Source organism: uncultured Winogradskyella sp. (genome assembly GCF_947498005.1).
Classification (GTDB): Bacteria; Bacteroidota; Bacteroidia; order Flavobacteriales; family Flavobacteriaceae; genus Winogradskyella.
The window spans coordinates 709,619-734,910 of record NZ_CANMIW010000001.1 but is presented as its reverse complement, the minus strand read 5'-3'; the positions used below and the strand labels follow the sequence as shown (position 1 = coordinate 734,910).

Sequence of the window (25,292 nt, the reverse complement as noted above, 5' to 3'; positions counted from 1 at the left end):
TCAACAACATAATTAATCCTTCAAAAACTCAACATTCCGCCCCAAACCAGAAAACTTAGTTCGTTTCACTGCAGATTTCTGAAACACTTTTTTAAACGTATCTTCTGTTATTTCCTCCCAATCTTTTTTGGTCATATCTAATAACTCAGGATGTGGATTAAATAAGGGTTCGTTATGAGGTTTAGAAAATTTATTCCAAGGGCAAACGTCTTGGCAGATATCACAGCCAAACATCCAATCGTTAAATTTTCCTTTAAATTCTGTTGGAATATTTTCTTTTAGTTCTATAGTAAAGTACGAAATGCATTTGCTACCATCTACCACGTATGGTTCTGTAATGGCTTCAGTTGGGCAAGCATCTATACAAGCCGTACATGTTCCGCAATGATCCGTAACTGGTGTGTCATAGTCTAGTTCTAAATCAATAATTAATTCGGCAATAAAATAGAATGAGCCTACTTGTTGTGTTAAAAGGTTAGAGTGTTTTCCAATCCAACCCAAACCAGATTTTGCAGCCCAAGCTTTATCTAAAACTGGAGCAGAATCTACAAATGCGCGTCCTCCAACCTCACCTATTTCATCTTGAATGAAATATAACAGCGACTTTAGCTTATGTTTTATAACATGATGGTAATCGTTTCCGTAGGCGTATTTAGATAATTTATAAGAGTCCTCTCTTTGAAGCTCTGAAGGGTAATAATTTAACAATAGAGACACCACACTTTTAGAGCCTTCTACTAATAAGGTTGGATCTAAACGCTTGTCAAAATGGTTTTCCATATAACGCATTTCTCCATTGTTATTTTTATTTAACCAGCGCTCTAGCCTTGGTGCTTCTTCTTCTAAAAAGCCAGCTTTACTTATACCACAAGACAAAAATCCGAGACGCTTGGCTTCGGATTTAATTAACTCAGTGTATTTGGCTGTATTATTATGCATTAGGTGCGCTCTTCAAACTTTAAAAAAGCGTTTTTTGGTTTTAGTGTAATTAAAGGCGTTATTTCTATGGCTTCAAAATCTGGAACAATTTTATAGTTTGACACTAATTCCGAAATGGCAATTATCATCTCAAACATGGCAAAATTGTTTCCAATGCATTTTCTTGGTCCTGCTCCAAAGGGAAAATATTGTGATGAAAACTTTCGGCTTCCTTCATTAAATCGTTCTGGTAAAAATGTATCTGGTTGTTCCCATAATTTTGGATTACGATGCATTTCGTAAACTGAAAATAGTAAATTTGACCCAGCTTCAAATTCCAAATCATTAAATGTATCTGGTGCTTTATTTACGCGATCTATAAAGTAAGCTGGTGGATACAATCGCATAGCTTCTTCTATAACTTGTTGACAAATTTTAGACTTCGTTACTACATCCATTAAGTCATCCGATTCTTCTTCTATTACCTTACGTTCGTTATAAATTTTGTCTTGCCATTCTGGATGCAATGCTAATAATTGTGTTGCAAACGTTAATGCGTTAGATGTGGTTTCATGGCCTGCTGCAAACAAGATTAAAATTTCGTCTACAAGCTGCTCTTCTTCCATAGACGAACCATCGTCGTACTTTGCATCTAACAGCATGTCTAACAAATCGTGCTCTTTTGTTTTAGAATCACGTCTGTCGTTTACAATACGTTTTAAAATTTGTCTGGCTTGGTCTGTTAAATCTGTATGCTTTTTAATTTCTCCACTTAAACTAAACCACCAACCCAAATAAGGTTGACGCAATTCCTTAACCAACATTTTTTGTGTTTCCTCAGTTATATTTTGAAGGTCATTAATATCTTGCTTTTTTACAGCGATACTAAATAAAGACTTCACAACCGTTTGAAATGCTAAATCATTAAGGATTGGAAAAATGTCTATTACAACATTAGGTGTAATTCTTTTATATTCCGTTTTAATAGCATTTTCTATATTATTTAATAGATTTACTAATTGTTTTTTATGAAAAGCAGGTTGAATTAGCTTCCGTTGTTTTTTCCAATGCTCACCTTCAGAGGTTAACAATCCTTTACCAACATACTTGACTAAATCTTCAGTTTGAATTTTAGATTTTGTATAATTCTTCTGATTTTTTTGAAGTACATATTCTGCCAAAGACGCATCTCGAACAAAAATTACACTATTTTTAAATCCTATTTTTAATCGAAAAACATCACCTTGTTCTACAAAGTTCTGATGATGAAACGGCAGAGGATTCTTTAATATTTCTAAAGAATGTTTGAAGAATTTACTAAGTGGAACTGCTGGTATATTTTGTTCTTTTTTCAAATTGAGGCTTTATTTTAAAACAAACCTCCTTGCGTTGGTCCTTTAATTTTTCCTAAATGTTTGTACGCTTGTTCTGTTACTTCGCGTCCACGAGGTGTTCGCATTATAAAACCTTGTTGTATTAAAAATGGCTCGTAGACCTCTTCTACCGTTTCTGTACTTTCACTTACCGCTGTCGCAATTGTACTAATACCTACAGGTCCTCCTTTAAATTTTTCAATGATTGTGGTTAAAATCTTGTTATCCATTTCATCTAAACCGTAGGCATCTACATTAAGCGCTTTTAATGCAAACTTGGCAATTTCGATATCTATTTTGCCATTACCTTTTATTTGCGCAAAATCTCTAACACGTCTCAATAAAGCATTCGCTATACGAGGTGTTCCTCTACTTCTACCTGCAATTTCTATAGCAGCTTCCATAGTAATTGGCATATTTAAAATAGAGGCACTACGCTGTACAATAGTCGTTAATAATTCCGTTTTATAATACTGTAAACGACTACTAATACCAAAACGCGCTCGCATTGGTGCTGTAAGTAAACCAGACCTTGTGGTTGCACCAACTAAAGTAAATGGATTTAGATTAATTTGAACAGTTCTAGCATTTGGGCCAGACTCTATCATTATATCAATCTTATAATCTTCCATTGCAGAATATAAATACTCTTCTACAATTGGACTTAATCGATGTATTTCATCTATAAATAAAACGTCACGATCTTCGAGATTGGTAAGTAATCCGGCTAAGTCACCTGGTTTGTCTAAAACAGGGCCTGAAGTCACTTTAATACCAACATCTAATTCATTAGCTAAAATATGCGCTAACGTAGTTTTACCTAAACCTGGCGGTCCATGAAATAATGTATGATCTAAGGCTTCATTTCTAAGATTTGCCGCTTTCACAAAAACCAGTAAGTTTTCTAATACTTGATCCTGACCTGTAAAGTCTTCAAAAGTTAAAGGTCTTAATTTTTTTTCAACATCTAATTCTTCAGGTGTGAAGTTGTCGTTGTTTGGATTTAGGTTTTCGTTCATCTTTAGTTCCCTCGAAAGTTGGAATCTTATTTAATTAATATAAAGATTCTGAAACGAGTTCAGAATGACAACATAGTCAAAACAAATATAACGAAAAAGCCTTTCTGAAAACAGAAAGACTTTGATATTGTGAATCTCTATTATGAGATTTATATTCTCTTGAGAATATTAATGTTGTAATTCCTCTTCTCCTTCTTTTAAAGGCACATTTTGAGGTACAAAATCTACATCATGTCCTGGCTTACTATAGTCATAAGACCAACGGTAAACATGAGGAATAGCTCCTGGCCAGTTACCATGTATATGCTCAACTGGTGTAGTCCATTCTAAAGTTGTAGACTTCCAAGGGTTTTGTTCTGCCTTTTTACCAAAAAACATACTTGCAAAGAAATTGTATAAATATACTATCTGAGCAACACCACCAATGATTGCAAAAATTGTGATAATGACGTTTGCATTAGCTAAATCATCAAATAATGGGAAGTTTGAATTTGTATAATAACGTCTTGGTAAACCTGCCATTCCAATAAAGTGCATTGGGAAGAAAACTCCATAAGCACAAACTGCAGTAATCCAGAAATGTAAATAACCTAAGTTTTTATTTAACATACGACCAAACATCTTAGGGTACCAGTGATAGATACCAGCAAACATTCCGTAAAGTGCAGATATACCCATTACTAAGTGGAAGTGAGCAATTACAAAGTATGTATCGTGTACATTAATATCTAATGCTGAATCTCCTAAAATAATTCCTGTTAATCCACCTGTAATAAATGTAGATACAAAACCAATAGAAAATAACATGGCGGGATTCATCTGGAGATTACCCTTCCAAATAGTCGTTATCCAGTTAAATGCTTTTACTGCCGAAGGTATTGCAATCAATAATGTTGTAAATGTAAATACAGATCCTAAGAAAGGATTCATACCTGAAATAAACATATGGTGACCCCAAACTATTGTAGATAAGAATGCAATTGCTAAAATCGAAGCAATCATCGCTCTATAACCGAAAATCGGTTTACGCGAATTAGATGCCATAATTTCAGACACTAATCCCATTGCAGGTAATATTACAATATATACTTCTGGGTGACCTAAGAACCAAAATAAGTGTTCAAATAATACAGGAGAACCACCTTGGTAGTGTAATACTTCACCTTGGATAAAAATATCTGATAAGAAGAATGACGTTCCAAAACTTCTATCCATTATTAATAATAAAGCCGCCGATAATAATACTGGAAACGAAATTACACCAATTACTGCTGTTACAAAGAATGCCCAAATTGTTAAAGGTAATCTTGTCATTGACATACCTTTTGTTCTCAAGTTAATTACTGTAACAATATAATTTAGTGAACCCAATAATGATGATGCAATGAAAATAGCCATTGACACTAACCATAATGTCATACCCATTCCAGAACCACCTGATGCCATTGGTAATGCAGATAACGGAGGATAAATTGTCCATCCTGCTGCTGCTGGTCCAGCTTCTACAAACAACGAAATAACCATGATTACACTAGACAAAAAGAATAACCAATAAGACACCATATTCAGGAATCCTGAGGCCATATCTCTTGCGCCAATTTGAAGTGGAATCAATAAATTACTAAAGGTACCACTTAAACCTGCCGTTAATACAAAGAATACCATTATTGTACCATGTATAGTAACTAATGCCAAATAAATATCAGCATCCATTACACCTCCTGGTGCCCATTTTCCTAATACTGCTTCAAAAAGTAAGTTAGGCTCTTCTGGCCATGCAATTTGCATACGGAACATAATAGACATCAGTACACCTATAACTCCCATTATAGTACCAGTAATTAAATACTGCTTAGCGATCATTTTGTGATCAATACTAAATATATACTTAGTTATAAATGTTTCTTTATGATGATGTACGTCGTGATCTTCTTCGTGACCGTGTGTATCTATAGTTGCTGACATAATCTCTAATTATCTTTTTCTTAAAAAAATTGTATTAATTTAATGAGTTTGGAAAGGTTTTCTGTTCTTTCAACCATGCATCATATTCCTCTTGTGTTTCAACAATTATCTTCATCTGCATGTTATAGTGAGACTTACCACATATTTTATTACATAATAAAAGATAATCGAACTCATAAACAAGATCTTGACCTGCTTCCTCTATTTCTGCCTTTCGTTCCAATCTTAAAGCATTAATATTTTTTACCTTTTCAACCATATCAGGACTCTGTCTCATATCTGCAGTTGTAATTGTAGGTGTAAAACCAAATTGAGTTACCATACCAGGTACACAGTTCATCTGAGCTCTAAAATGAGGCATATAAGCTGAGTGTAAAACATCTTGTGATCTCATCTTAAAAACAACTGGCTTACCAACTGGTAAGTGAAGTTCTGTAACGATAACATCATCTGCAGCATTAGGATCATCTTCATCGACACCTAATACGTTCGCACGATCAATATCAATTAATCTTACATTAGCTTTACCTAATACATTATCTGCACCACTGTAGCGAGCTTTCCAACTAAATTGTTGTGCATATAATTCAATTACCATAGGGTCTTCATCCTCATCGATATTCATAATATCATTCCACGTAAATAATCCATAAATAATTAAACCTGCTAATACAATTACAGGAATCACAGTCCATATAAACTCTAAAGTTGTATTGTCTGCGTAGAAAAGGGCCTTTTTACCTTTTTCTCCTCTATACTTATAAGCAAAATAATGCAATATAAATTGAGTTAAGGTTTGAACTATAAAAATGACAACCATTGAGATAATCATAAGATTATCTACCTCTACACCATGTTCTGATGCAGCGTTTGACATTAGAGGTAAATCTCCTAAATACCAAAAACTAAGAATAGTTATTAGATAAATAAAGATTAGGAATCCTATCATTAAATAGCCATTGATTTTATTATCATGGTCGTCTGCAACTTGAGAATTTGTTGTGCCAACCTGAGCCAAATCAAAAATCTTTACCATTTGCCATAAGGCAACAGCAACAAAGAGTACAATTATAATCGTTAATAAAGCAGTCATTATCGTTTCTGTTCTTATTTAAAATTAATAATGGAAATGTTCACTTTCCTTAATGAAAGGGTTTCCTTTTGCTAATAATGGGTATTTACCAAGTGCTGTAAAAACAACCAATAGAAATAGTCCACCAAATAATAAAATTGATCCAATTTCTGGAATTCCAATAAACCATCTATCGCCAACAGTTGCAGGCATAATCATATTGAAAATATCTATATAGTGACCACATAATATTACAACTCCAGCCATAACTACAAACCAAGGAATACGTTTGTAATCGCTATTCATTAATAATAATAAAGGGAATATAAAATTAAGTGCTAACATACCAAAGAATGGTAAGTTGTAATCTTGAATTCTTGTTACGAAGTAAGTTACCTCTTCCGGAATATTAGAATACCAGATTAACATAAATTGAGAAAACCATAAATAGGTCCAGAAAATACTAATACCAAACATAAACTTAGCTAAATCATGTATATGGCTATTATTTACAAATGTCAACAGACCCTTAGACTTTAAGTATATTGTAATTAAAGCTATTACTGTAATGCCACTTACAAACATACTTGCAAATACATACCATCCAAATAAAGTACTAAACCAGTGAGGATCTACACTCATTATCCAATCCCATGACATCATTGATTCAGTATAAATATAAAATACTAGGAAACCAGCAGAAATTCTAAAGTTCTTTTTGAAGTTTCTGTTATCATTAATATCAGCATTATCTTGAGCAACTGAAAATTTCCTCGCGAAGATACGGTAAACCGACCAACCAGCTAAAAATATTAAACCTCTAATCATGAAGCCAGTTTTGTTTAACCAACCTGCTTTTCCTTGAATAAGTGCATCATGTGCAACTACGTCTTCATCCATCCATATAAAAATATGACTATCGGCAAAAAACGCAATAAGTAAAACAATTAAACCACCAGGTAGAACATATGCAGTAATTCCCTCCATAACTCTAAATAAAACTGGAGACCAACCTGCCTGAGCAGCATATTGAATAGCATAAAAAGCTAATACTCCTAAGGCAATCATAAAGAAAAAGAATGCCGCAACATATAAAGCTGACCATGGCCTATTATGTATTTGGTGTAATACATGCTCTTCATGACTCATTGAATGATCTTCTTCTGCATGCGCAGCTCCATGAGCTTCCTCTCCATGAGTATCTAATTCATGATGAGTAGCAACATCTTCATGAGCTTTACCATGACCTTCTGTAGCATGTGCACCATGATGATCTTCGTTTGCTAAAAATTCAGTTATATTCTCTTTAGTGACACTACTAGCATCCATAAAGCCGTAACCTACTCCTAGCACTCCTAAGACTATTAAAACAATAGCACCTATTTTTAATCGATTTGAAATTTTATATTCCATTTATATAATCTTTATCTAAATCTTATTTTTCTAAATCAGCCTTTAGCTTTTCAACATAAGCAACCACTTGCCAACGTTCTTGTTCGTTCAATTGATTCGCGTAAGAACCCATAGTATTTTTACCATAATACAAAGTATGATAAATACTACCAGTTGTAATAGCTCTACCTACATCTGCATAACTAGGAACACCTAGTATCTTTTCGCGTTGAACCAACTTTCCTTTACCATCTCCTTTATTTCCATGACAAATACCACAGTAAATTTCATATAGTACTTTCCCTTCAGCATAATTTACTTGAAGTGAATCTAAAGGATTTTTAAGGTTTGCTTTCGCGAATGCATAACCTTCATTTGTGTTTTCTATCTCAAAAGGCATAAAATCACCTCTTGGAATTGATCCCTCAGCAGGTAATTGCGCCTCTAGTCCATTACCAAATGCATCAGATTCTTGGTAGGTTTCATAACCAACAGACTCATACATATTTGGCATGTATTGATAATTTCGACTAGAAGTCTTTTGGCAAGATACAAGACCTACCAATAGGACTAATACTGCGCTATATTTTAAGGATGTCTTCATATTAATGTGCATCTTCATCGTTATCAACAATATTTATCTCAACTGCTCCTGTTTCTCTTAACAGGTTAGTTAATGATTCTTCATTATTATGTACTGCAATTTCCATTAAGAAATGGTCATCTGTAGTTCTAGGATCTGGATTTTCAGCTTTTTTAAATGGCCACATTCTACTTCTTAAGTAAAACGTAATTACCATTAAGTGTGCCGCAAAAAATACCGTTAACTCAAACATAATTGGAACGAACGCAGGCATATTTTCTAAATAACTAAAACTTGGTTTACCACCAATATCTTGTGGCCAGTCTTTAATCATTATAAAATTCATCATTGTAATGGCCACTGTTATACCAACGCATCCATATAAAAATGCTGTAATTGCTAAACGTGTAGGTGCCAATCCCATTGCCTTATCTAGTCCGTGAACCGGAAAAGGAGTGTATATTTCTTCAATGTGATGCTTTTGTGCCTTTACCTTTTTAACGGCTGACATTAATACATCATCATCTGTATAAATAGCATGAATTACTTTCGAAGCTTCCATAGACTATATTAGTTGTTTAATAAGTTTTTAGCTTGTCCAGACCAATCATCACGTTCTGCTCTTCCTGGGAAAGAACCTGTAATTGAATCTAACAAATCATATTCTTTTTTCGTCATTTTACTTACCTGAAGGAAAGTATAAATACCTATACTGTTAAGAACTTCTTCCATTTTAGGACCAATTCCATTTACAGTTTTTAAATCGTCAGCTGTTTGTGTTGACGCATCAAATTTACCGATACCTTCAAATAAACTATTGAGCTTTTCATCATTACTACTTGGTAATTCTGCCGGCTTTTCTGTAGTTGTTGTAGCAGTCGATTTAAAAGCTACAGGATGCGATGTTCTAGCATCTGAACCTGTACCGACTAAACTATCGCCACGCTCTCTAATATTTTTGTATCGTTCACCAGAAGATTTCAATATTGTTTTAACCTCTGCTTGCGCAATAACGGGGAATGTACGTGAGTACAATAAAAACAATACAAAGAAGAAACCAATTGTTCCTATAAATATTCCGATATCAACAAACGTTGGAGAGAACATAGACCAAGATGATGGTAAATAATCTCTATGTAATGATGTTACAATAATTACAAAACGCTCAAACCACATTCCGATATTTACTACAATTGAAATAAAGAAAGAGAACATAATACTCGTTCTTAATTTCTTAAACCACATAAACTGAGGAGAGAATACATTACAAGACATCATTGCCCAATAAGCCCAAGCGTAAGGCCCTGTTGCTCTATTTAAAAATGCATATTGTTCATATTCTACACCAGAATACCATGCAATAAATAACTCAGTAATATATGCCACACCTACTATAGAACCTGTAAGCATAATTACAATATTCATTAATTCGATGTGTTGAACTGTAATATAATCTTCTAGGTTACACACTTTTCTCATGATGATAAGTAAAGTGTTTACCATTGCAAATCCTGAGAATATAGCTCCTGCCACAAAATACGGTGGAAAAATCGTTGTATGCCAACCAGGAATAACTGAAGTCGCGAAATCAAAAGATACAATAGTGTGTACTGAAAGTACTAATGGTGTTGCTAAACCAGCAAGTACTAAAGATACTTCTTCAAAACGTTGCCAATCTTTAGCTCTACCTGACCAACCGAAACTTACTAAAGCATAAATTTTCTTTTGGAAAGGTCTAACTGCTCTATCTCTTAACATTGCAAAATCTGGCAATAAACCAGTCCACCAGAATACTAATGAAACAGATAAATACGTTGAAATTGCAAATACATCCCAAAGTAATGGTGAATTAAAGTTTACCCATAACGAACCGAATTGATTTGGAATTGGCAGTACCCAATACGCTAACCATGGTCGACCCATGTGGATAATTGGGAATAAACCTGCTTGAACTACAGAGAAAATTGTCATTGCTTCTGCAGAACGGTTAATTGCCATTCTCCATTTTTGACGGAATAATAAAAGTACCGCGGAAATCAGTGTTCCTGCGTGACCAATACCAACCCACCAAACGAAGTTAGTAATATCCCAAGCCCAGTTTACAGTCTTGTTAAGACCCCAAACTCCAATACCAGTAGATACTGTATAAATAATACAACCTATTCCCCAAAGGAATGCTACCAAAGCAATACTGAAAACAATCCACCATGCTCTGTTGGCTTTGCCTTCCACTGGTCTTGCTACATCAACTGTAACATCGTGATACGATTTTTCTCCAGTTACTAAAGGTCTTCTAATAGGTGCTTCGTAATGAGACGCCATAATTATATACTTGTTACTTTAAATTATTTATGCTTTTGATGTGTTTCTCACCTTTGTTTGATAGATAACGTTAGGCTTTGTTCCAACGCTTTCTAACAAGTGATACATACGATCATCTTCTTTTAATGCTGCTATTTTACTGTCTTTATCATTGACATCTCCAAATATCATTGCGCCATTTCCACATGCTGCAGAACATGCAGTTTCAAACTCTCCATCTTTAACTAAGCGTCCATCACGTTTAGCATCAAGGATTGTTTTTTGAGTTTTCTGGATACACATAGAACATTTTTCCATGACACCACGAGAACGAACAGTTACATCTGGGTTTAATACCATTCGACCTAAATCGTCATTCATGTAATAATCAAACTCATCATTCTTGTTATATAAGAACCAGTTGAATCGACGTACTTTATAAGGACAGTTGTTTGCACAATACCTTGTACCTACACAACGGTTATAAGCCATATGATTTTGACCTTGACGACCGTGTGCAGTTGCTGCAACAGGACAAACTGTTTCACAAGGTGCGTGATTACAATGTTGACACATTACAGGTTGAAAAGCTACTTGTGGATTATCTGCAGGATTTTCCATTTCACCGAAACCTCCTAAAGATCCATTATCTCCAAATAAACCTTCAAAACCATCTTTCTTTGCATCATCAGCTTCAAATGAATCTTGATGAGAGTAATATCTATCAATACGCAACCAATGCATATCTCTACTTCTTCTCATTTCAGATTTACCAACAACTGGAACGTTATTTTCAGCGTGACATGCTATAACACAAGATCCACATCCAGTACAAGCATTCAAATCAATTGATAAATTGAAGTGATGACCAACCGAACGGTCAAACTCATCCCATAAATCAACATCTGGTGATGTTACTGGTGTCTCAACATGATTAAGTGATACTTGAGGAATTGCATTCCAATGTTTCTTATCCTTAGTATTGAATACTTCTAAAGTAGTTTCTTTAATGATGTCACCACGACCCATTAGAGTATTATGCAACTGAACACAAGCAAACTCATGTTCTCCAGCAGCTTTTTCAATAGTAACAGATTGTATTGTATTAAAATTTTGGTATAATGGGTAAGCATTAACACCGGTTTTCATTTCTTCTTTTAATGCCTTAGACGTTCTTCCGAAACCAAAAGATAATCCAACTGAACCTTTTGCTTGACCTGGCTGAATGATAACTGGTACTGTAACAGCTTCTGCTCCGTTAACCGAAACTTTAGCATAACTACCATTTAATCCACCATTAGCAACATTCCAGTTTTTTAATTCTAGTTTATCGGCATCAGCTTGAGACACTGTTAAGTAATTATCCCAAGTTGTTCTTGTTATAGGATCAGGAAATTCTTGTAACCAAGGGTTATTAGCCTGCTGACCATCTCCCATTCCCGTTTTTGTATAAAGTGTTAACTCCATACCATCAGAAACTTTAGTTTTAGCTAAAGCTCTTGCCGCAGCTCCTCCAGTCAATACTGAAGTTACGTCAGCATTATTAGTTCCTGCATTATTTACTGTTGTAGACGACGTAGTTGTTACATATTCGTCTTTATCTTCATCTTTAATACCAACACCTACAGCTACGTCATGTATTACGCCACCTAAAAATGTTCTATCTTTTTTATCTTTTAATTCAGTCGAAGACGTTTCAATAGTTGTAGAAGATCCACCAACACCTTTACTACTTCCAGCAGAACGTGTTACAAATACACCATCTTGAACGGCTTTATTGAACGAAGCGCCATTTAAAATGTCTTTTGTCCATACTGATTTTAAATAATCTCTGTAAGAACCTGTAGTTCCTACCCAACTCATAAGTATTTCTTGAAATTGTTTAGTATCAAACAACGGACGAATAGTAGGTTGCATCATAGAATAATGACCTGACTTCAATTCGTAATCTCCCCAAGACTCTAAGTTGTGAGGTGCAGCAGCAATATATTGACAAACTGATGAAGTTTCATCTTGCTTCATTGAAAAAGCAACTGACAATTCTGTTTTAGCTAATCCTTCTTTAAAATCTGAAGCATTAGGTAATGTATACACCGGATTTACACCTGCCATAATAAGTGCTCCCACTTTACCAGCCTTCATATCGGCCACTAATTGAGATACAGCTTTGTCGCTACCTTGTCTTGTATTAATAGTTGTATTAGGATCAAAAGCAACACTTCTAAGGTGTGCATTAATTTCTAATACTGCAGTCTGCGCATTAACATCTTGAATGCCTGTAACTACAACAGCATTTCGTCCAGCTAAACTAATTTCTTTAGCTGCTGCTTTTACCGCTGCATTTAATCCATCAGAAAGTTTTACACCTCCTGCAGAATTACCTGTTACTTCACTATATAATTTAGCTAAAGCTAATTTTTGTTCGCTTGGCGTTAATGGTACACGCTTATCAGCATTAGCACCAGTTAATGACATATTAGATTCAAACTGAATATGTCTAGACATTTTGCCATGATCAGGAATACGCTTTGTAGCATATCCAGATTCAAAACCTCCACCTTGCCAATCTCCTAAGAAATCTGCACCAATAGAAACTATAGTCTTTGCTTTAGAGAAATCGTAGTTAGCCATCCCTCTTTTACCATACTTCGCCTGATAAGCATCTAATGTAGCAGATTCAGAAATTGCATCATAAGCAACATGTTTTACATTACCATACTTAGCTTTAAATTCTGCTATTAATTTATTAGTAGAAGGACTAGGCATTGATTGTGTCAATAACACAATGGCTTTACCATTTAATCCTTTTAAAGTTGTTGTTGTTTCAGATAAAAAAGTACCCCAAGTTATTTTAGAACCATCTTTCATTGGTGCTTTAACTCTAAGGTTATCATACAATCCTAAAACTGAAGCATTCACTCTCGCATTAGCTATACCATTGGTAGCCGCATCAGTATTGTTTTCAATTTTAATAGGACGTCCTTCTCTAGTCTTTACTAAAACACTAGCAAAATCAAAACCATTAGCTATTGTAGTAGCATAATAATTTGCAACACCTGGAATAATTTCCGTTGGCTGAACAATATAAGGTATCGATTTAATCACAGGTCCTTCACAAGCAGCTAACGAAGCGGCAGCAGTACTAAAACCAACGTATTTTAAGAAATCACGACGCGAAGTTGACGAAGACTCTAAAGATTCTTTATCTCCTAAAAACTCATCTGTTGGAATTTCTTCCACAAATTCATTTTGTTGTAGCGCCTCAACAATAGAGCTATTTTCGTTTAGCTCTTCAACACTTTTCCAGTATTTCTTGTTTGATGACATAGTGTTTATTTATGATTTTTTTGACTTACGACCTACTCTAAATAAAAGCTTTTAAATGAAGCTTGTCGTATTTCTTTAAATTTATTCTATTTAATTAATAATGACACTTACCACATTCTAAACCACCCATTTGTGCTGCAGTTAACTGCTCAACACCATACTTTTTAGATAGTTCCTCATGAATTTTAGTGTAGTACTCGTTATCCTTAACTTTTACATTAGTTTCTCTGTGACAGTTAATACACCATCCCATAGTCAATGGCGCATGCTGATACATAATCTCCATTTCCTCAACTGGACCATGACATGTCTGACATTCTATACCACCAACAGTAACGTGTTGTGAGTGATTAAAATAAGCAAAGTCTGGTAAGTTGTGGATACGAATCCATTTCACAGGTTGTGCTTCTCCAGTATAAGCTGTACCATCCCATCCTACTGCATCATATAATTTCTGAATTTCAGCATCATAATTAACTCCAAACTCTTCACCTTCAGCTAAAGTTTCTGGTGCTACTTCTGAAATTGATTTATGACAGTTCATACATACATTTAAAGAAGGAATACCTGAAGTTTTACTAACTCTTGCAGAAGAGTGACAGTATTTACAATCTATACCATTATCACCAGCATGTATTCTATGTGAATAATGAATTGGTTGCACAGGCTCGTAACCTTGATCTACACCCACTTGCATTAAATAACCGTAAACAAAGTATCCACTAGCTAACAAAAAGAAGATTGAAGTCACTAATACCAAGAATTGATTTTGAGCGAAAGCCTTCCATATTGGTAGTCTTTTATTTTCCGTTACAACATCGATACCTTTAGCATCTGCGAAACGATTTAAAGTACGTCTCACTAACACAAGAGCCATTGCCAATAATGCAAACAACAATGCCAAAGCACCTAGAATAAGATTATTTGAAACCCCTCCTTGATCCACAGGTTCTCCTTTTGGACCATCTACCACAACAGGAGCAGGAGCTGGAGCAGCAGTATAAGCTAAAATATCAGAAATATCTTGATCACTTAATTGCGGAAATGCCGTCATAGCAACTCCATTATACTCATTGTAAATTTTATTAGCATATGCATCCCCAGCTTTGATAAGCGATGAGCTATTTCTAATCCATGCAGAAAGCCATTCTCTATCTAAACCTTCCTCATCAGCTAACCTTGCCTCAACATTACGTAAAGCAGGACCAGTCATCGGCTTATCTAATTTATGACATGCAGCACAATTTGAATTGAATAGCGATTTACCATTAACTGGATCACCTTCTTGAGCTATAAGTGTAGTTGAAAACGTAAGTAAAAGTACAATACAAAGACTATATATCTTTGAGGTTAAACCACAGTAAATCACCTGTTTCATATTATTAGTTGGATTATCTTCTAAACTTTGGTACGATTTTTTCATTAAAAATGTAAAAAAAGATCTTTATAAAAACTCAGGCAAAAGTAACATTTAAAGTCGATTTTGAAAATCTTAGAGAACTGTTAATATATAATTTATACCAATTCTAAATAATGTAAATGTAAAATTTTCATGTATGAATTTTCGTTATTTATATATCGACAACTTGAAGCGCAATTAATTACAATTAGAATGTCTATAATATTTCAGAATAATTTCTGTGAATACTTTACATTTGCAATAAATACTAATCCATGAAAATTAACAATAAAACCATTTTTCTTATAATTTTAAGTCTATCGTTAGGATTATCATTAAACGCTCAAGAAGGCGAAGTTAAGGTAAGCCAAGACAGCGACATAGACAAATTATTAGAGTACAAAAAAGATATTAAAACGTCTAAAACTTATACTATTCAAGTGTATAACAGCACAGATCCTGATAAGGCAAAACGCGAAAAATCTAACTTTCTTAATTCTTTTGGTGAGTGGAAAGTAGAAATTGTTTGGAATACGCCTAATTATAAAGTTTGGGTTGGTAATTTCGCAACCCGATTAGAAGCTGATCGTGCTTGGGCCAAAATAAGAAAGAAATACATGAATGCTAATGTTATTCAGCCTCGATTAGATTAAGTATTCATTTGAGCATATAAAAAAACCGACAATTTCTTGTCGGTTTTTTTTATATCAATACGTTGCTTTTATTTCAACTTTTTCTTGACTTCTACTTCTTGGAATGCTTCTATAACATCGTTAATTGCTATATCATTATATCCTTTAATCTGCATACCACAATCGTATCCTTTTGCAACCTCTCTTACATCATCCTTAAATCGTTTTAAAGCCTCAAGAGAACCTGTATGCACTACAACACCATCTCTAATAATTCTAATACCAGAATTTCTAAAGATCTTACCATTCATAACCATACAACCTGCAATATTACCAACTTTAGATACTTTGAATATTTCTCTAATTTCAGCTGTACCAGTAACTTCTTCTTTAACCTCTGGAGATAACATACCTTCCATGGCATCTTTAAGATCGTTAATAGCTGCATAAATAATTGAGTACGTTCTGATATCAATTTCTTCCTTATCTGCAATCATTCTTGCATTACCTACAGGACGAACATTAAATCCTACAATAATAGCATCTGATGCTGTTGCTAATAACACATCACTTTCTGTGATGGCACCAACACCTTTATGTATAATATTAACTTGAATTTCTTCAGTAGATAACTTCTGGAAAGAATCTGTTAATGCTTCTACAGAACCATCTACATCACCTTTAAGAATAATATTAAGCTCTTGGAAGTCTCCAAGTGCAATACGTCTTCCAATTTCATCTAATGTAATATGACGTTGTGTTCTTACAGATTGCTCACGTTGTAATTGTGTACGTTTAGTCGCAATTTGTTTAGCTTCTCGCTCGTCTTCAAATACATTGAATTTATCACCTGCCTGAGGTGCTCCGTCTAAACCTAAGATAGATACTGGTGTTGCAGGACCAGCTTGAGCAACATCGTGCCCTCTCTCATCTTGCATGGCTTTTACCTTACCACTATTTTTTCCTGCCAATACGTAATCTCCAACTCTTAAAGTACCTGCTTGTACTAAGATCGTTGACACATATCCTCTACCTTTATCTAAATAAGCTTCCACAACTGTTCCGCTTGCCGCTTTGCTAGGATTAGCTTTTAATTCTAATAATTCAGCTTCCAGTAATACTTTTTCAAGTAATTCCTTAACACCTGTTCCCATTTTAGCAGAAATATCATGTGATTGAATTTTTCCACCCCAATCTTCTACTAAAAGATTCATTTGTGCCAACTGCTCTTTTACCTTCTCAGGGTTAGCATCTGGCTTATCAATTTTATTTATTGCAAAAACAATAGGTACTCCTGCTGCTTGTGCATGAGAAATTGCTTCTTTAGTTTGTGGCATTATAGCGTCATCAGCAGCTACTACAATAATTGCAATATCTGTTACCTGAGCACCACGAGCACGCATCGCTGTAAAGGCTTCGTGACCTGGTGTATCTAAGAAGGCTATTTTTTGACCATCTGACAATTCTACACCATACGCTCCGATGTGCTGAGTAATTCCACCAGATTCACCAGCAATTACATTTTCTTCACGTATATAATCTAATAATGATGTTTTACCATGATCAACGTGTCCCATTACAGTAACGATCGGTGCTCTTGGTTCTAAATCTTCTGGTTTATCCTCTACTTCTTCTATTGATTCTTCAATACCAGCTGTGATAAACTCTACATCGTAACCGAATTCTTCAGCAACTATAGTTAAAGTTTCTGCATCTAGTCTTTGGTTCATGGTTACCATCATACCTAGAGACATACATGCTGAAATAACTTGTGTTACACCAACTTCCATCATAGTAGCAATTTCACTAACAGTAACAAATTCAGTTACTTTAATAGTTTTACTTTCTGCTGCAGCAATTTCTTGATCGATTTCAGATTGTTCTCTGTGTTGATCTCTTTTATCTCTTCTGTATTTAGCACCTTTACCTTTATTAGATTTACCCTGTAATTTCTCAAGAGTTTCTCTAATTTGTTTTTTCACATCTTCTTCAGTAGGCTCTTCCTTAACAACTTTTGGTCTCGTATTACCTCCACGTCCTTTTCCTCCTCTTCTATTATCAAACTTAGGTTTTCCTCCAGAGTCATTGCCTCCTTTACTAATTCTACGTCTTTTACGTTTATTAGCATCACCACCTGTTGATTTTTCTTCTTTCTTCTTTTTAGGCTTATTGAATTGCGATAAATCAATTTTCTTACCAGTAATATTTGGTCCTGATAATTTTTTGTATTGTGTTTTAAGTGTTTCTTCTACAGGCTCAGATGGCGTTGTTGCTTCTGGTTGCTTTTTAGCTGGTGCTTTAGTTTCGGTTTTTTCAACTTTATCTGTCTTAACAACCTTTTCTACTTTAGCTACTTCTTCAACCTTTTCTACCTTCTTAACCTCTTCCTTTGCTGGCTTTTCTTCAACCTTAGGCGCTGCCACTTTAGGCTCTTCCTTTACCTCAGGTTTTTTAGGTGTTTCCTTTTTCTCTACTTTAGCCTTTTTATCTAAGTCTATCTTACCAACTTGTTTTGGCCCACTTAATTCAGCTTTTGCCTTAACGATTGATTCTCTTTCGGCTTTTTGCTTTTGCTTTTCTTCAATTTCGCGTTCTCTTTGTTCACGAAGCTCTTCTTTTTCCTTAAGTTTTGCTTCACTAACCTCTTGAGCTTTTTCACGTTTAGATGCATCCGTCTGAAATTCATCAGAAAGCGTATCATAAACATCTTGCGAAATTTTAGTATTAGGACTTTTCTCTATCTCGATACCTTTGGATTCTAAAAAATCCACAGCACGATCTATAGAGATGTTTAATTCCCTTAATACTTTATTTAATCTTGTCATTTGAGCCATAAACTGCCTGTAAAATACTTAAATATATGTTATACCAATTCAACTTCAAAATGAATCCTAAAATTCATTAAAAATTTAACTGATATTTAATCTTCAAATTCTTCTTTTAGAATTCTGATAACGTCTAAAATCGTTTCTTCTTCTAAATCTGTACGTTTCACTAAATCGTTAACGTCTTGTTCTAAAATACTCTTAGCTGTATCTAAACCAGCTTTACTAAATTCTGATATTACCCAACCTTCAATTTCATCAGAGAACTCTTTTAATTCAACATCTTCCTCTGCACCTTCTCTAAACACATCAATTTCGTAACCTGTTAATTGACCAGCCAAACGAATGTTGTGACCACCTCTACCAATAGCTTTAGACACCTCTTCTGGTTTTAATAAGACCTCAGCACGCATGTTTTCTTCATCTAACTTTAATGAAGTTACTCTAGCTGGACTTAAAGCTCTTGTTACAAAAAGTTGAACATTGTTAGTATAGTTAATTACATCAATATTCTCATTTCCTAATTCTCGTACGATACCATGAATTCTAGAACCTTTCATACCCACACAAGCACCTACAGGATCGATTCTATCATCATAAGAATCTACTGCTACTTTTGCTTTTTCTCCTGGAATACGAACTACTTTTTTAACCGTAATTAAACCATCGAAAACTTCTGGTATTTCTTGCTCAAATAATTTCTCAAGAAATATTGGAGAAGTTCTAGACATTATAATTGCTGGTTTACTTCCCTTTAATTCTACACTTTCAATAATTCCTCTTACGTTTTCTCCTTTTCTAAAGAAATCTGAAGGAATTTGTTTGTCTTTAGGTAAAATAATTTCATTACCATCATCATCTAACAAGATTATTGCTCTATGGCGAATATGATGTACTTCTGCTGTATAAATCTCACCTTCAAGCTCTTTAAAGTGCTTGTAAATGTTTGTATTATCGTGCTCATGAATCTTAGATATTAAGTTTTGTCTTAATGCTAAGATAGAACGTCTTCCAAGATCAATTAACTTCACTTCTTCTGCAACGTCTTCACCTACTTCAAAATCTGGTTCTATTTTCTGCGCCTCTGTTAATTCGATTTCTTGGTTTGGTTCTTCAACCTCACCATCAGCAACAACGATACGATTTCTCCAAATTTCTAAATCACCTTTATCTGGATTTATAATGATATCAAAGTTATCATCATCACCATATTTCTTCTTCAATGCATTACGTAATACATCTTCAAGAATAGCCATTAGCGTAACTCTATCTATTAATTTGTCGTCTTTGAATTCTGAAAATGACTCAATTAACGCTACATTTTCCATAATTGATATGAATTAAAATTTTATTTTAACTTTTGCTTCTTTAATATTTTGAAAGGCAACAGTTGCCGTTTTAGTTACTGTTACTTTTCCTTTACCTACCGGTTTTGGCTCTCTTGCTTTCCAGCTTAGCACCACTTCTTCGTCATTTACCTCTTTAAGCTCACCCTCAAAATTCTGACTATCTAAAGTTTTAACTTCTAAGCTTCTACCAACATGTTTAGTATATTGCCTAGGCAACACTAATGGTGTTGCAGCACCTGAAGATAATACCTCCAATGAAAAATCGTGTTCTTCTCTATCAATGTTGTGTTCTATTGCTCTACTTATAAACATGCAATCCTCTACTAAAACTCCATTATCTCCATCGATAATAATTTTAATAGCATTATCACCAGAAATTATAAAATCTATTAAAAATAAATCTTGCCTCTCTTCTAGTGCTGTTTCTAATAAGTCTTCTACTATTTTCTTAAACATTTTTTGATATAAAAAGAGAGGACTTTTCGTCCTCTCGCTTATTCATTTTTAGTAAATAACTGTGCAAATATACGACATTTTTATTAAATTATCCAAGCTTCGTAATGTGGAATTATTTTCTTAAATTTATTACAACTAAATAAACCAATTACATATGAACAAAATATTAGTTCCAACGGATTTTTCGGAACAAGCCGGAAATGCATTAAAAGTAGCTGCTATGCTCGCTAAAGCGCATAATGCTGAGATCTATTTATTGCACATGATGGAGATTCCATTGCAACATAATGACCAAGGTAGTTCACAAAGTGATATTCCTGAAACCTTATTTTTTATGAAATTAGCTCAGAAAAGATTTGAAAATTTAATGGCTGAAGACTACCTAGAAGGCGTTACTGTGCACGAAACTGTAAAGGCAGATGTGACATTTAATGAAATTAAAGATTCTTGCAAGGAATTTGATATTGATTTAATTGTAATGGGCTCGCATGGCTCATCAGGTCTTATGGAAATGTTTGTTGGTTCTAATGCCGAAAAAGTAGTAAGGACTTCTGATGTACCTGTATTAGTTATTAAGAATGAACATGAAAGCTTTGAAGTATCGGATTTTGTGTTTGCTTCAGACTTTAAAAATGACAATAGAGAAACCTATAAGCAAGCTGTTAAATTCGCAAAAGCTTTTGGTGCAAAAATTCATTTACTTTTAGTTATTACTTCCAGTAACTTTATGACAACTTATGAGGCTAATGTTAGAATAAAAGATTTTATTTCTGGACAAGATTTTGACAACTACACTATTACCATTCATAACGATACGACAGTAGAACACGGCATTCTAAATGTTTCAAAAGATATTGATGCAGATTTAATAGGAATAAGCACACATGGTAGACAAGGTATTGCTCATTTCTTTAACGGAAGTATTAGTGAAGATTTAGTTAATCACGCCAAACGACCAGTAATTACTTTTAAAATTTAGAACTAAGAATATGTATATAAAAACAAAAAATCCTAATCAGTTTTGATTAGGATTTTTACATTTTAGTTGGCCTACTAGGTTTCGAACCTAGACTCTTCGGTACCAAAAACCGATGTGTTAGCCAGTTACACCATAGGCCAATCTCTCAATTGAGGCTGCAAATTTAATACAAAGTTTCATTTAGACAAAAAAAAATGACAAAATTATTTAAAATACTTAACGTTAACTTAAAACTGTAGGGTTTTAGGTAATAATTAGTAAATTCGCCAGCATTATTAAGCAAGGTTTTCATGACAGATTTTAACTTTAAAAAGTGGAACAACATCTTAGGATGGTTTGTTTTTGCAGTAGCAGTTGTAGTTTACGGACTCACAATAGAACCAACCGTTAGTTTTTGGGATGCTGGAGAATATATTTTAACTTCATCAAAACTTCAAGTAGGTCATCCACCTGGAGCACCATTGTTTCAAATGTTTGGAGCTTTTTTCTCCATGTTTGCTTTAGAGCCTTCGCAAATTGGAATGATTATGAATATGATGAGTGGTGTTGCTAGTGCATTCACTATTCTATTTATGTTTTGGACCATTAGTTTATTATTGGTTAAACTCGTAAAATATCAAAAAGAAGATAGCCCAAGCAAGGCTTATGCTATTTTAGGAAGTGCTTTAGTTGGTAGTTTAGCTTTTACGTTTACTGATTCGTTTTGGTTTAACGCCGTTGAAACTGAAGTATATGCGATGGCTACGTTAATAATGGCCGTATTATTTTACTTAGGACTTCGTTGGGAGCAAGAAATGAACCAACCTAGAGGAAATCGTTGGTTAATACTTATTGCTTTTGTAATTGGTTTATCTTTTGGTGTTCACTTTATGGGTTTACTTACCATACCAGCAATAGGGCTTTTATATTATTTTAAAAACTACAAAACCATTACGGTCAAAAATTTTATTATTGCTAACATAGCTTCTGCAGCTATTCTACTCTTTATTTTTAAATTATTATTGCCTTCTACGCTTAAACTTTTTGGTTACCTAGAAGTGTTCTTTGTAAACTCTATTGGCTTACCTTTTAATTCTGGTACAATAATTACTGGGTTAATGGTTATTGGTTTATTCTATTTTGGACTGAACTATACAAGGAAAAAAGATTACAAACACGTGAACACCTTAGTACTCAGCTTAATGTTTATTTTTATTGGTTTTTCATCTTGGATGATGTTACCAATTCGAGCAAATGCGCAAGTTGTTATTAATGAAAATAACCCTTCAGATGCTAGAGAACTTTTAGCCTATTATAATTTAGAGCAATACCCAGAAACACATCTTTTCTATGGTCCTCAATTTACTGAAGCCTATTCTGGTGCAGATAAAGACGAACCTTTTGTTGACGACAAGAAGAATTTTGAAAAAGACGAAGAAAAAGGTGAATATGTCATTATCAATGACTGGGAAAAAAGTAGACAAAACTACAACCATGAGCATGCTTCTATTTTACCTAGAATGTGGAGTTCAGAACATGCTGAAAACTATATGATGTTTACTGGTTTAATAGACTTTAAAGCAGATCCTTCCTTACAATCTCGTGCTTATAATGAAGCGATGAATGCGGGCTTATCGGAAGAACAATCTTCTCAATATGCATTGCAAGAAAAACAGCAGATAGATCAATTAGTTAATGACTTTAAAATGCGTGTTGCCAATCATGAGATTGATTATGAAGATTACCATCAGTTCTTAAGTCGATATGGCCAACAATATTTAGAGATTGAAAAACCTTCATTTTTTGATAACACAATGTATATGTTTCAATACCAATTTGGTTATATGTATTGGAGATATTTTATGTGGAATTTCACAGGAAGACAAGACGATATACAAGGAAGATATACTCACAAGAATGGTAATTGGATTTCGGGCATTAATTTCATCGATTCAATTCATATAGGAATGTCTCAAGACAACTTACCAACTGATGTTTTAGAAAATAAATCTAGAAACACTTATTATTTTTTACCACTCATTTTAGGATTAATTGGGTTTTTCTTCTTGATGTATTCAGATTTAAAACGTTTCTGGGTTTTACTAGTATTCTTTCTACTAACAGGACTAGCAATTCAATTCTATACCAACATTAGACCTTTTGAGCCTCGTGAAAGAGATTACTCTGTGGTTGGTTCTTTTTACGTGTTTGCAATCTGGATTGGCTTTGGCGTATATGCCATTTATGATTTATTAAAATCTAATTTTAAAACGAAGCTATTAGCACCAATCGTCACTTTAGTTTGTATAGTATTGGTACCTGGTATTTTAGCTGCCAACAATTGGGATGATCACGATCGTTCTGGGAAATATACCACAAACTCTATGGCTCGCAAATATTTAGAATCTTGTGCACCAAACGCTATTCTATTTACTATTGGAGACAACGATACTTTTCCGTTGTGGTATTTACAAGAAATAGAGGGTGTTCGAAGAGATGTTCGTGTTGTAAATACAAGTTTATTTCAAACCGATTGGTATATAGACCAAATGAAGCGTAAAGCTTATGATAGTGACCCAATTCCTTCGCAGCTTACACACAAGCAATATAGAGGCGGAACCAGAGATGTGGTTGCCTACAAAGAGATTAATGAGAGTATTGCAAGAGACACATTAGATATTAAACAATTTATGGATTTTGTATCGAGTGAGAAACCTAATACAAAACTAAAATTCGTGGTTGAAAACCAAGGTGATGACCCAAGTCGTTACCCAAAACACTTATTAAATTCTAATTACTACCCTTCTCGTAATATTAGTATACCAGTTAATAAAGAAATGGTTTTAAAGAATGGTATCGTAAAACCAAAAGATGCTGATAAAATAGAAGATTATTTATTTACAAGAATAACTGGAGGCTATCTGTATAAGAACCGACTTTTAATGCTAGATATTCTTGCAAACAATAATTGGGAACGACCAATTTATTTTACAGGTGGTGCTTTTGGTGCAGAGGACTATGTTTGGTTAAAAGATTACCTACAATTAGACGGTATGTGTTATAAACTGGTACCAATAAAGACAGCTGTTGACCAAGCGAATCCTTATGACATGGGAAGAGTAGATCCTGATTTAATGTACGACATGGTTAAGAACTGGGAATGGGGAGGAAGTGGAGAAGATATGTACTATGACATTGAAACTCGAAGAAATGGTATTACGTATAGAGGAAATTTGGCACGTTTAATAGAACAACTTATTAATGAAGACCAATTGGAGAAAGCAGAAGAAATTGCAGACATAGCTATGGAAAAAATGCCTGTAGATAAGTTTGGTTTTTACTCTTTACTTGAGCCTTATGTTAGCGCATATTATGAAGTTGGAAACAAGGACAAAGGCCGTATGCTCTATAAAGATGTTGCTAAAAAATATCAAGAAAACTTAGCCTATTATAGTAGTTTACCATTAGAAGACCAAGATAAGGTTGTAGGTGAAGATATTTACTTAGATATTCAGCGCTATCGATCTTTAATAGATATTTTGGTAATATATAATGATCAAGAATTTGCCTTACAAGAAACGAAGACCTTTAATAGCTACCTTAGCTTATTTGATGATTTAATGGCATTATATGGTAATGACACATCACAAGACATACCTAATGATATAGATATTCAGCGCGCAATTAAAGATACTATTGATAAAATTGCTCCTGAAAATTAAA

General features: G+C 34.1%; 17 protein-coding genes and 1 tRNA gene. 3 read left to right on the top strand and 15 right to left on the bottom strand.

Annotated features, from left to right (window positions below):
- Window positions 1–12 precede the first annotated feature (12 nt).
- From queG to Q0891_RS03135, 11 genes are all read right to left on the bottom strand, one after another.
- On the bottom strand, window positions 13–939 hold the full coding sequence (gene queG, locus Q0891_RS03185; protein ID WP_299098665.1) for a tRNA epoxyqueuosine(34) reductase QueG: 927 nt from the start codon (window positions 937–939) through the stop codon (window positions 13–15).
- Window positions 939–2,273 carry a cytochrome P450 gene (locus tag Q0891_RS03180; protein WP_299098663.1) on the bottom strand — a complete coding sequence of 445 codons (1,335 nt, stop codon included), beginning with the start codon at window positions 2,271–2,273 and terminating at the stop codon, window positions 939–941. Before Q0891_RS03180 ends, queG begins: the two co-directional genes overlap by 1 nt.
- 14 nt (window positions 2,274–2,287) lie before the next feature.
- Complete coding sequence (gene ruvB, locus Q0891_RS03175) at window positions 2,288–3,310, bottom strand: Holliday junction branch migration DNA helicase RuvB (RefSeq protein WP_299098661.1); 1,023 nt, start codon at window positions 3,308–3,310, stop codon at window positions 2,288–2,290.
- Window positions 3,311–3,478: 168 nt separating this feature from the next.
- Window positions 3,479–5,275, bottom strand: a complete 1,797-nt coding sequence (locus Q0891_RS03170) for a cbb3-type cytochrome c oxidase subunit I (RefSeq protein ID WP_299098659.1) — start codon at window positions 5,273–5,275, stop codon at window positions 3,479–3,481.
- 34 nt (window positions 5,276–5,309) lie between these two features.
- The gene (locus tag Q0891_RS03165) at window positions 5,310–6,368 is read right to left on the bottom strand and encodes a cytochrome c oxidase subunit II (RefSeq protein WP_299098657.1); all 1,059 of its coding nucleotides are present in this window, start codon (window positions 6,366–6,368) and stop codon (window positions 5,310–5,312) included.
- Window positions 6,369–6,392: 24 nt separating this feature from the next.
- Complete coding sequence (locus Q0891_RS03160) at window positions 6,393–7,760, bottom strand: quinol:cytochrome C oxidoreductase (protein ID WP_299098655.1); 1,368 nt, start codon at window positions 7,758–7,760, stop codon at window positions 6,393–6,395.
- A gap of 22 nt (window positions 7,761–7,782) precedes the next feature.
- A complete protein-coding gene (locus Q0891_RS03155; RefSeq protein ID WP_299098654.1) occupies window positions 7,783–8,343 on the bottom strand; it encodes a cytochrome c in 561 nt (186 codons plus the stop codon).
- Between the two features lies 1 nt (window position 8,344).
- Window positions 8,345–8,884, bottom strand: a complete 540-nt coding sequence (locus tag Q0891_RS03150) for a DUF3341 domain-containing protein (protein ID WP_299098652.1) — start codon at window positions 8,882–8,884, stop codon at window positions 8,345–8,347.
- A gap of 8 nt (window positions 8,885–8,892) precedes the next feature.
- On the bottom strand, window positions 8,893–10,644 hold the full coding sequence (nrfD, locus tag Q0891_RS03145) for an NrfD/PsrC family molybdoenzyme membrane anchor subunit (RefSeq protein WP_299098650.1): 1,752 nt from the start codon (window positions 10,642–10,644) through the stop codon (window positions 8,893–8,895).
- A 27-nt stretch (window positions 10,645–10,671) separates the two neighbouring features.
- Entirely contained in the window at window positions 10,672–13,950 is a 3,279-nt protein-coding gene (locus tag Q0891_RS03140; protein ID WP_299098647.1) for a TAT-variant-translocated molybdopterin oxidoreductase, read from the bottom strand.
- A 94-nt stretch (window positions 13,951–14,044) separates the two neighbouring features.
- On the bottom strand, window positions 14,045–15,328 hold the full coding sequence (locus Q0891_RS03135) for a c-type cytochrome (RefSeq protein WP_299098767.1): 1,284 nt from the start codon (window positions 15,326–15,328) through the stop codon (window positions 14,045–14,047).
- Between the two features lie 296 nt (window positions 15,329–15,624).
- Here Q0891_RS03135 and Q0891_RS03130 point away from each other — a divergent pair, with 296 nt between their 5' ends.
- The gene (locus Q0891_RS03130) at window positions 15,625–16,002 is read left to right on the top strand and encodes an SPOR domain-containing protein (RefSeq protein ID WP_299098645.1); all 378 of its coding nucleotides are present in this window, start codon (window positions 15,625–15,627) and stop codon (window positions 16,000–16,002) included.
- Between the two features lie 68 nt (window positions 16,003–16,070).
- Here Q0891_RS03130 and infB read toward each other — a convergent pair whose 3' ends face one another.
- From infB to rimP, 3 genes are all read right to left on the bottom strand, one after another.
- Complete coding sequence (gene infB / locus Q0891_RS03125; RefSeq protein ID WP_299098643.1) at window positions 16,071–18,815, bottom strand: translation initiation factor IF-2; 2,745 nt, start codon at window positions 18,813–18,815, stop codon at window positions 16,071–16,073.
- 86 nt (window positions 18,816–18,901) lie between these two features.
- Window positions 18,902–20,134: a transcription termination factor NusA gene (nusA, locus tag Q0891_RS03120; RefSeq protein ID WP_299098641.1), complete on the bottom strand. Its 1,233-nt coding sequence runs from the start codon at window positions 20,132–20,134 to the stop codon at window positions 18,902–18,904.
- A gap of 12 nt (window positions 20,135–20,146) precedes the next feature.
- Window positions 20,147–20,611 carry a ribosome assembly cofactor RimP gene (gene rimP, locus Q0891_RS03115; protein WP_299098639.1) on the bottom strand — a complete coding sequence of 155 codons (465 nt, stop codon included), beginning with the start codon at window positions 20,609–20,611 and terminating at the stop codon, window positions 20,147–20,149.
- A 154-nt stretch (window positions 20,612–20,765) separates the two neighbouring features.
- On the opposite strand from rimP, the gene Q0891_RS03110 reads away from it, so the two are divergent.
- Window positions 20,766–21,590: a universal stress protein gene (locus Q0891_RS03110; RefSeq protein ID WP_299098637.1), complete on the top strand. Its 825-nt coding sequence runs from the start codon at window positions 20,766–20,768 to the stop codon at window positions 21,588–21,590.
- 66 nt (window positions 21,591–21,656) lie between these two features.
- On the opposite strand, the gene Q0891_RS03105 is transcribed toward Q0891_RS03110, so the two are convergent.
- Window positions 21,657–21,730, bottom strand: a tRNA-Gln gene (locus Q0891_RS03105).
- A 150-nt stretch (window positions 21,731–21,880) separates the two neighbouring features.
- Between Q0891_RS03105 and Q0891_RS03100 the strand changes: the two genes are divergently transcribed.
- Window positions 21,881–25,291 carry a DUF2723 domain-containing protein gene (locus Q0891_RS03100; protein ID WP_299098635.1) on the top strand — a complete coding sequence of 1,137 codons (3,411 nt, stop codon included), beginning with the start codon at window positions 21,881–21,883 and terminating at the stop codon, window positions 25,289–25,291.
- Window position 25,292 lies beyond the last annotated feature (1 nt).

Bases quoted from the DNA above. Each gene is read 5' to 3' on its own strand.
- ruvB (WP_299098661.1), bottom strand. From the start codon at position 3,310: ATGAACGAAAACCTAAATCCAAACAACGACAACTTCACACCTGAAGAA.
- Q0891_RS03110 (WP_299098637.1), top strand. From the start codon at position 20,766: ATGAACAAAATATTAGTTCCAACGGATTTTTCGGAACAAGCCGGAAAT.
- nusA (WP_299098641.1), bottom strand. From the start codon at position 20,134: ATGGAAAATGTAGCGTTAATTGAGTCATTTTCAGAATTCAAAGACGAC.
- nrfD (WP_299098650.1), bottom strand. From the start codon at position 10,644: ATGGCGTCTCATTACGAAGCACCTATTAGAAGACCTTTAGTAACTGGA.
- rimP (WP_299098639.1), bottom strand. From the start codon at position 20,611: ATGTTTAAGAAAATAGTAGAAGACTTATTAGAAACAGCACTAGAAGAG.
- Q0891_RS03170 (WP_299098659.1), bottom strand. From the start codon at position 5,275: ATGTCAGCAACTATAGATACACACGGTCACGAAGAAGATCACGACGTA.
- Q0891_RS03155 (WP_299098654.1), bottom strand. From the start codon at position 8,343: ATGAAGACATCCTTAAAATATAGCGCAGTATTAGTCCTATTGGTAGGT.
- Q0891_RS03160 (WP_299098655.1), bottom strand. From the start codon at position 7,760: ATGGAATATAAAATTTCAAATCGATTAAAAATAGGTGCTATTGTTTTA.
- Q0891_RS03165 (WP_299098657.1), bottom strand. From the start codon at position 6,368: ATGACTGCTTTATTAACGATTATAATTGTACTCTTTGTTGCTGTTGCC.
- queG (WP_299098665.1), bottom strand. From the start codon at position 939: ATGCATAATAATACAGCCAAATACACTGAGTTAATTAAATCCGAAGCC.
- Q0891_RS03150 (WP_299098652.1), bottom strand. From the start codon at position 8,884: ATGGAAGCTTCGAAAGTAATTCATGCTATTTATACAGATGATGATGTA.
- infB (WP_299098643.1), bottom strand. From the start codon at position 18,815: ATGGCTCAAATGACAAGATTAAATAAAGTATTAAGGGAATTAAACATC.
- Q0891_RS03140 (WP_299098647.1), bottom strand. From the start codon at position 13,950: ATGTCATCAAACAAGAAATACTGGAAAAGTGTTGAAGAGCTAAACGAA.
- Q0891_RS03135 (WP_299098767.1), bottom strand. From the start codon at position 15,328: ATGAAACAGGTGATTTACTGTGGTTTAACCTCAAAGATATATAGTCTT.
- Q0891_RS03130 (WP_299098645.1), top strand. From the start codon at position 15,625: ATGAAAATTAACAATAAAACCATTTTTCTTATAATTTTAAGTCTATCG.
- Q0891_RS03100 (WP_299098635.1), top strand. From the start codon at position 21,881: ATGACAGATTTTAACTTTAAAAAGTGGAACAACATCTTAGGATGGTTT.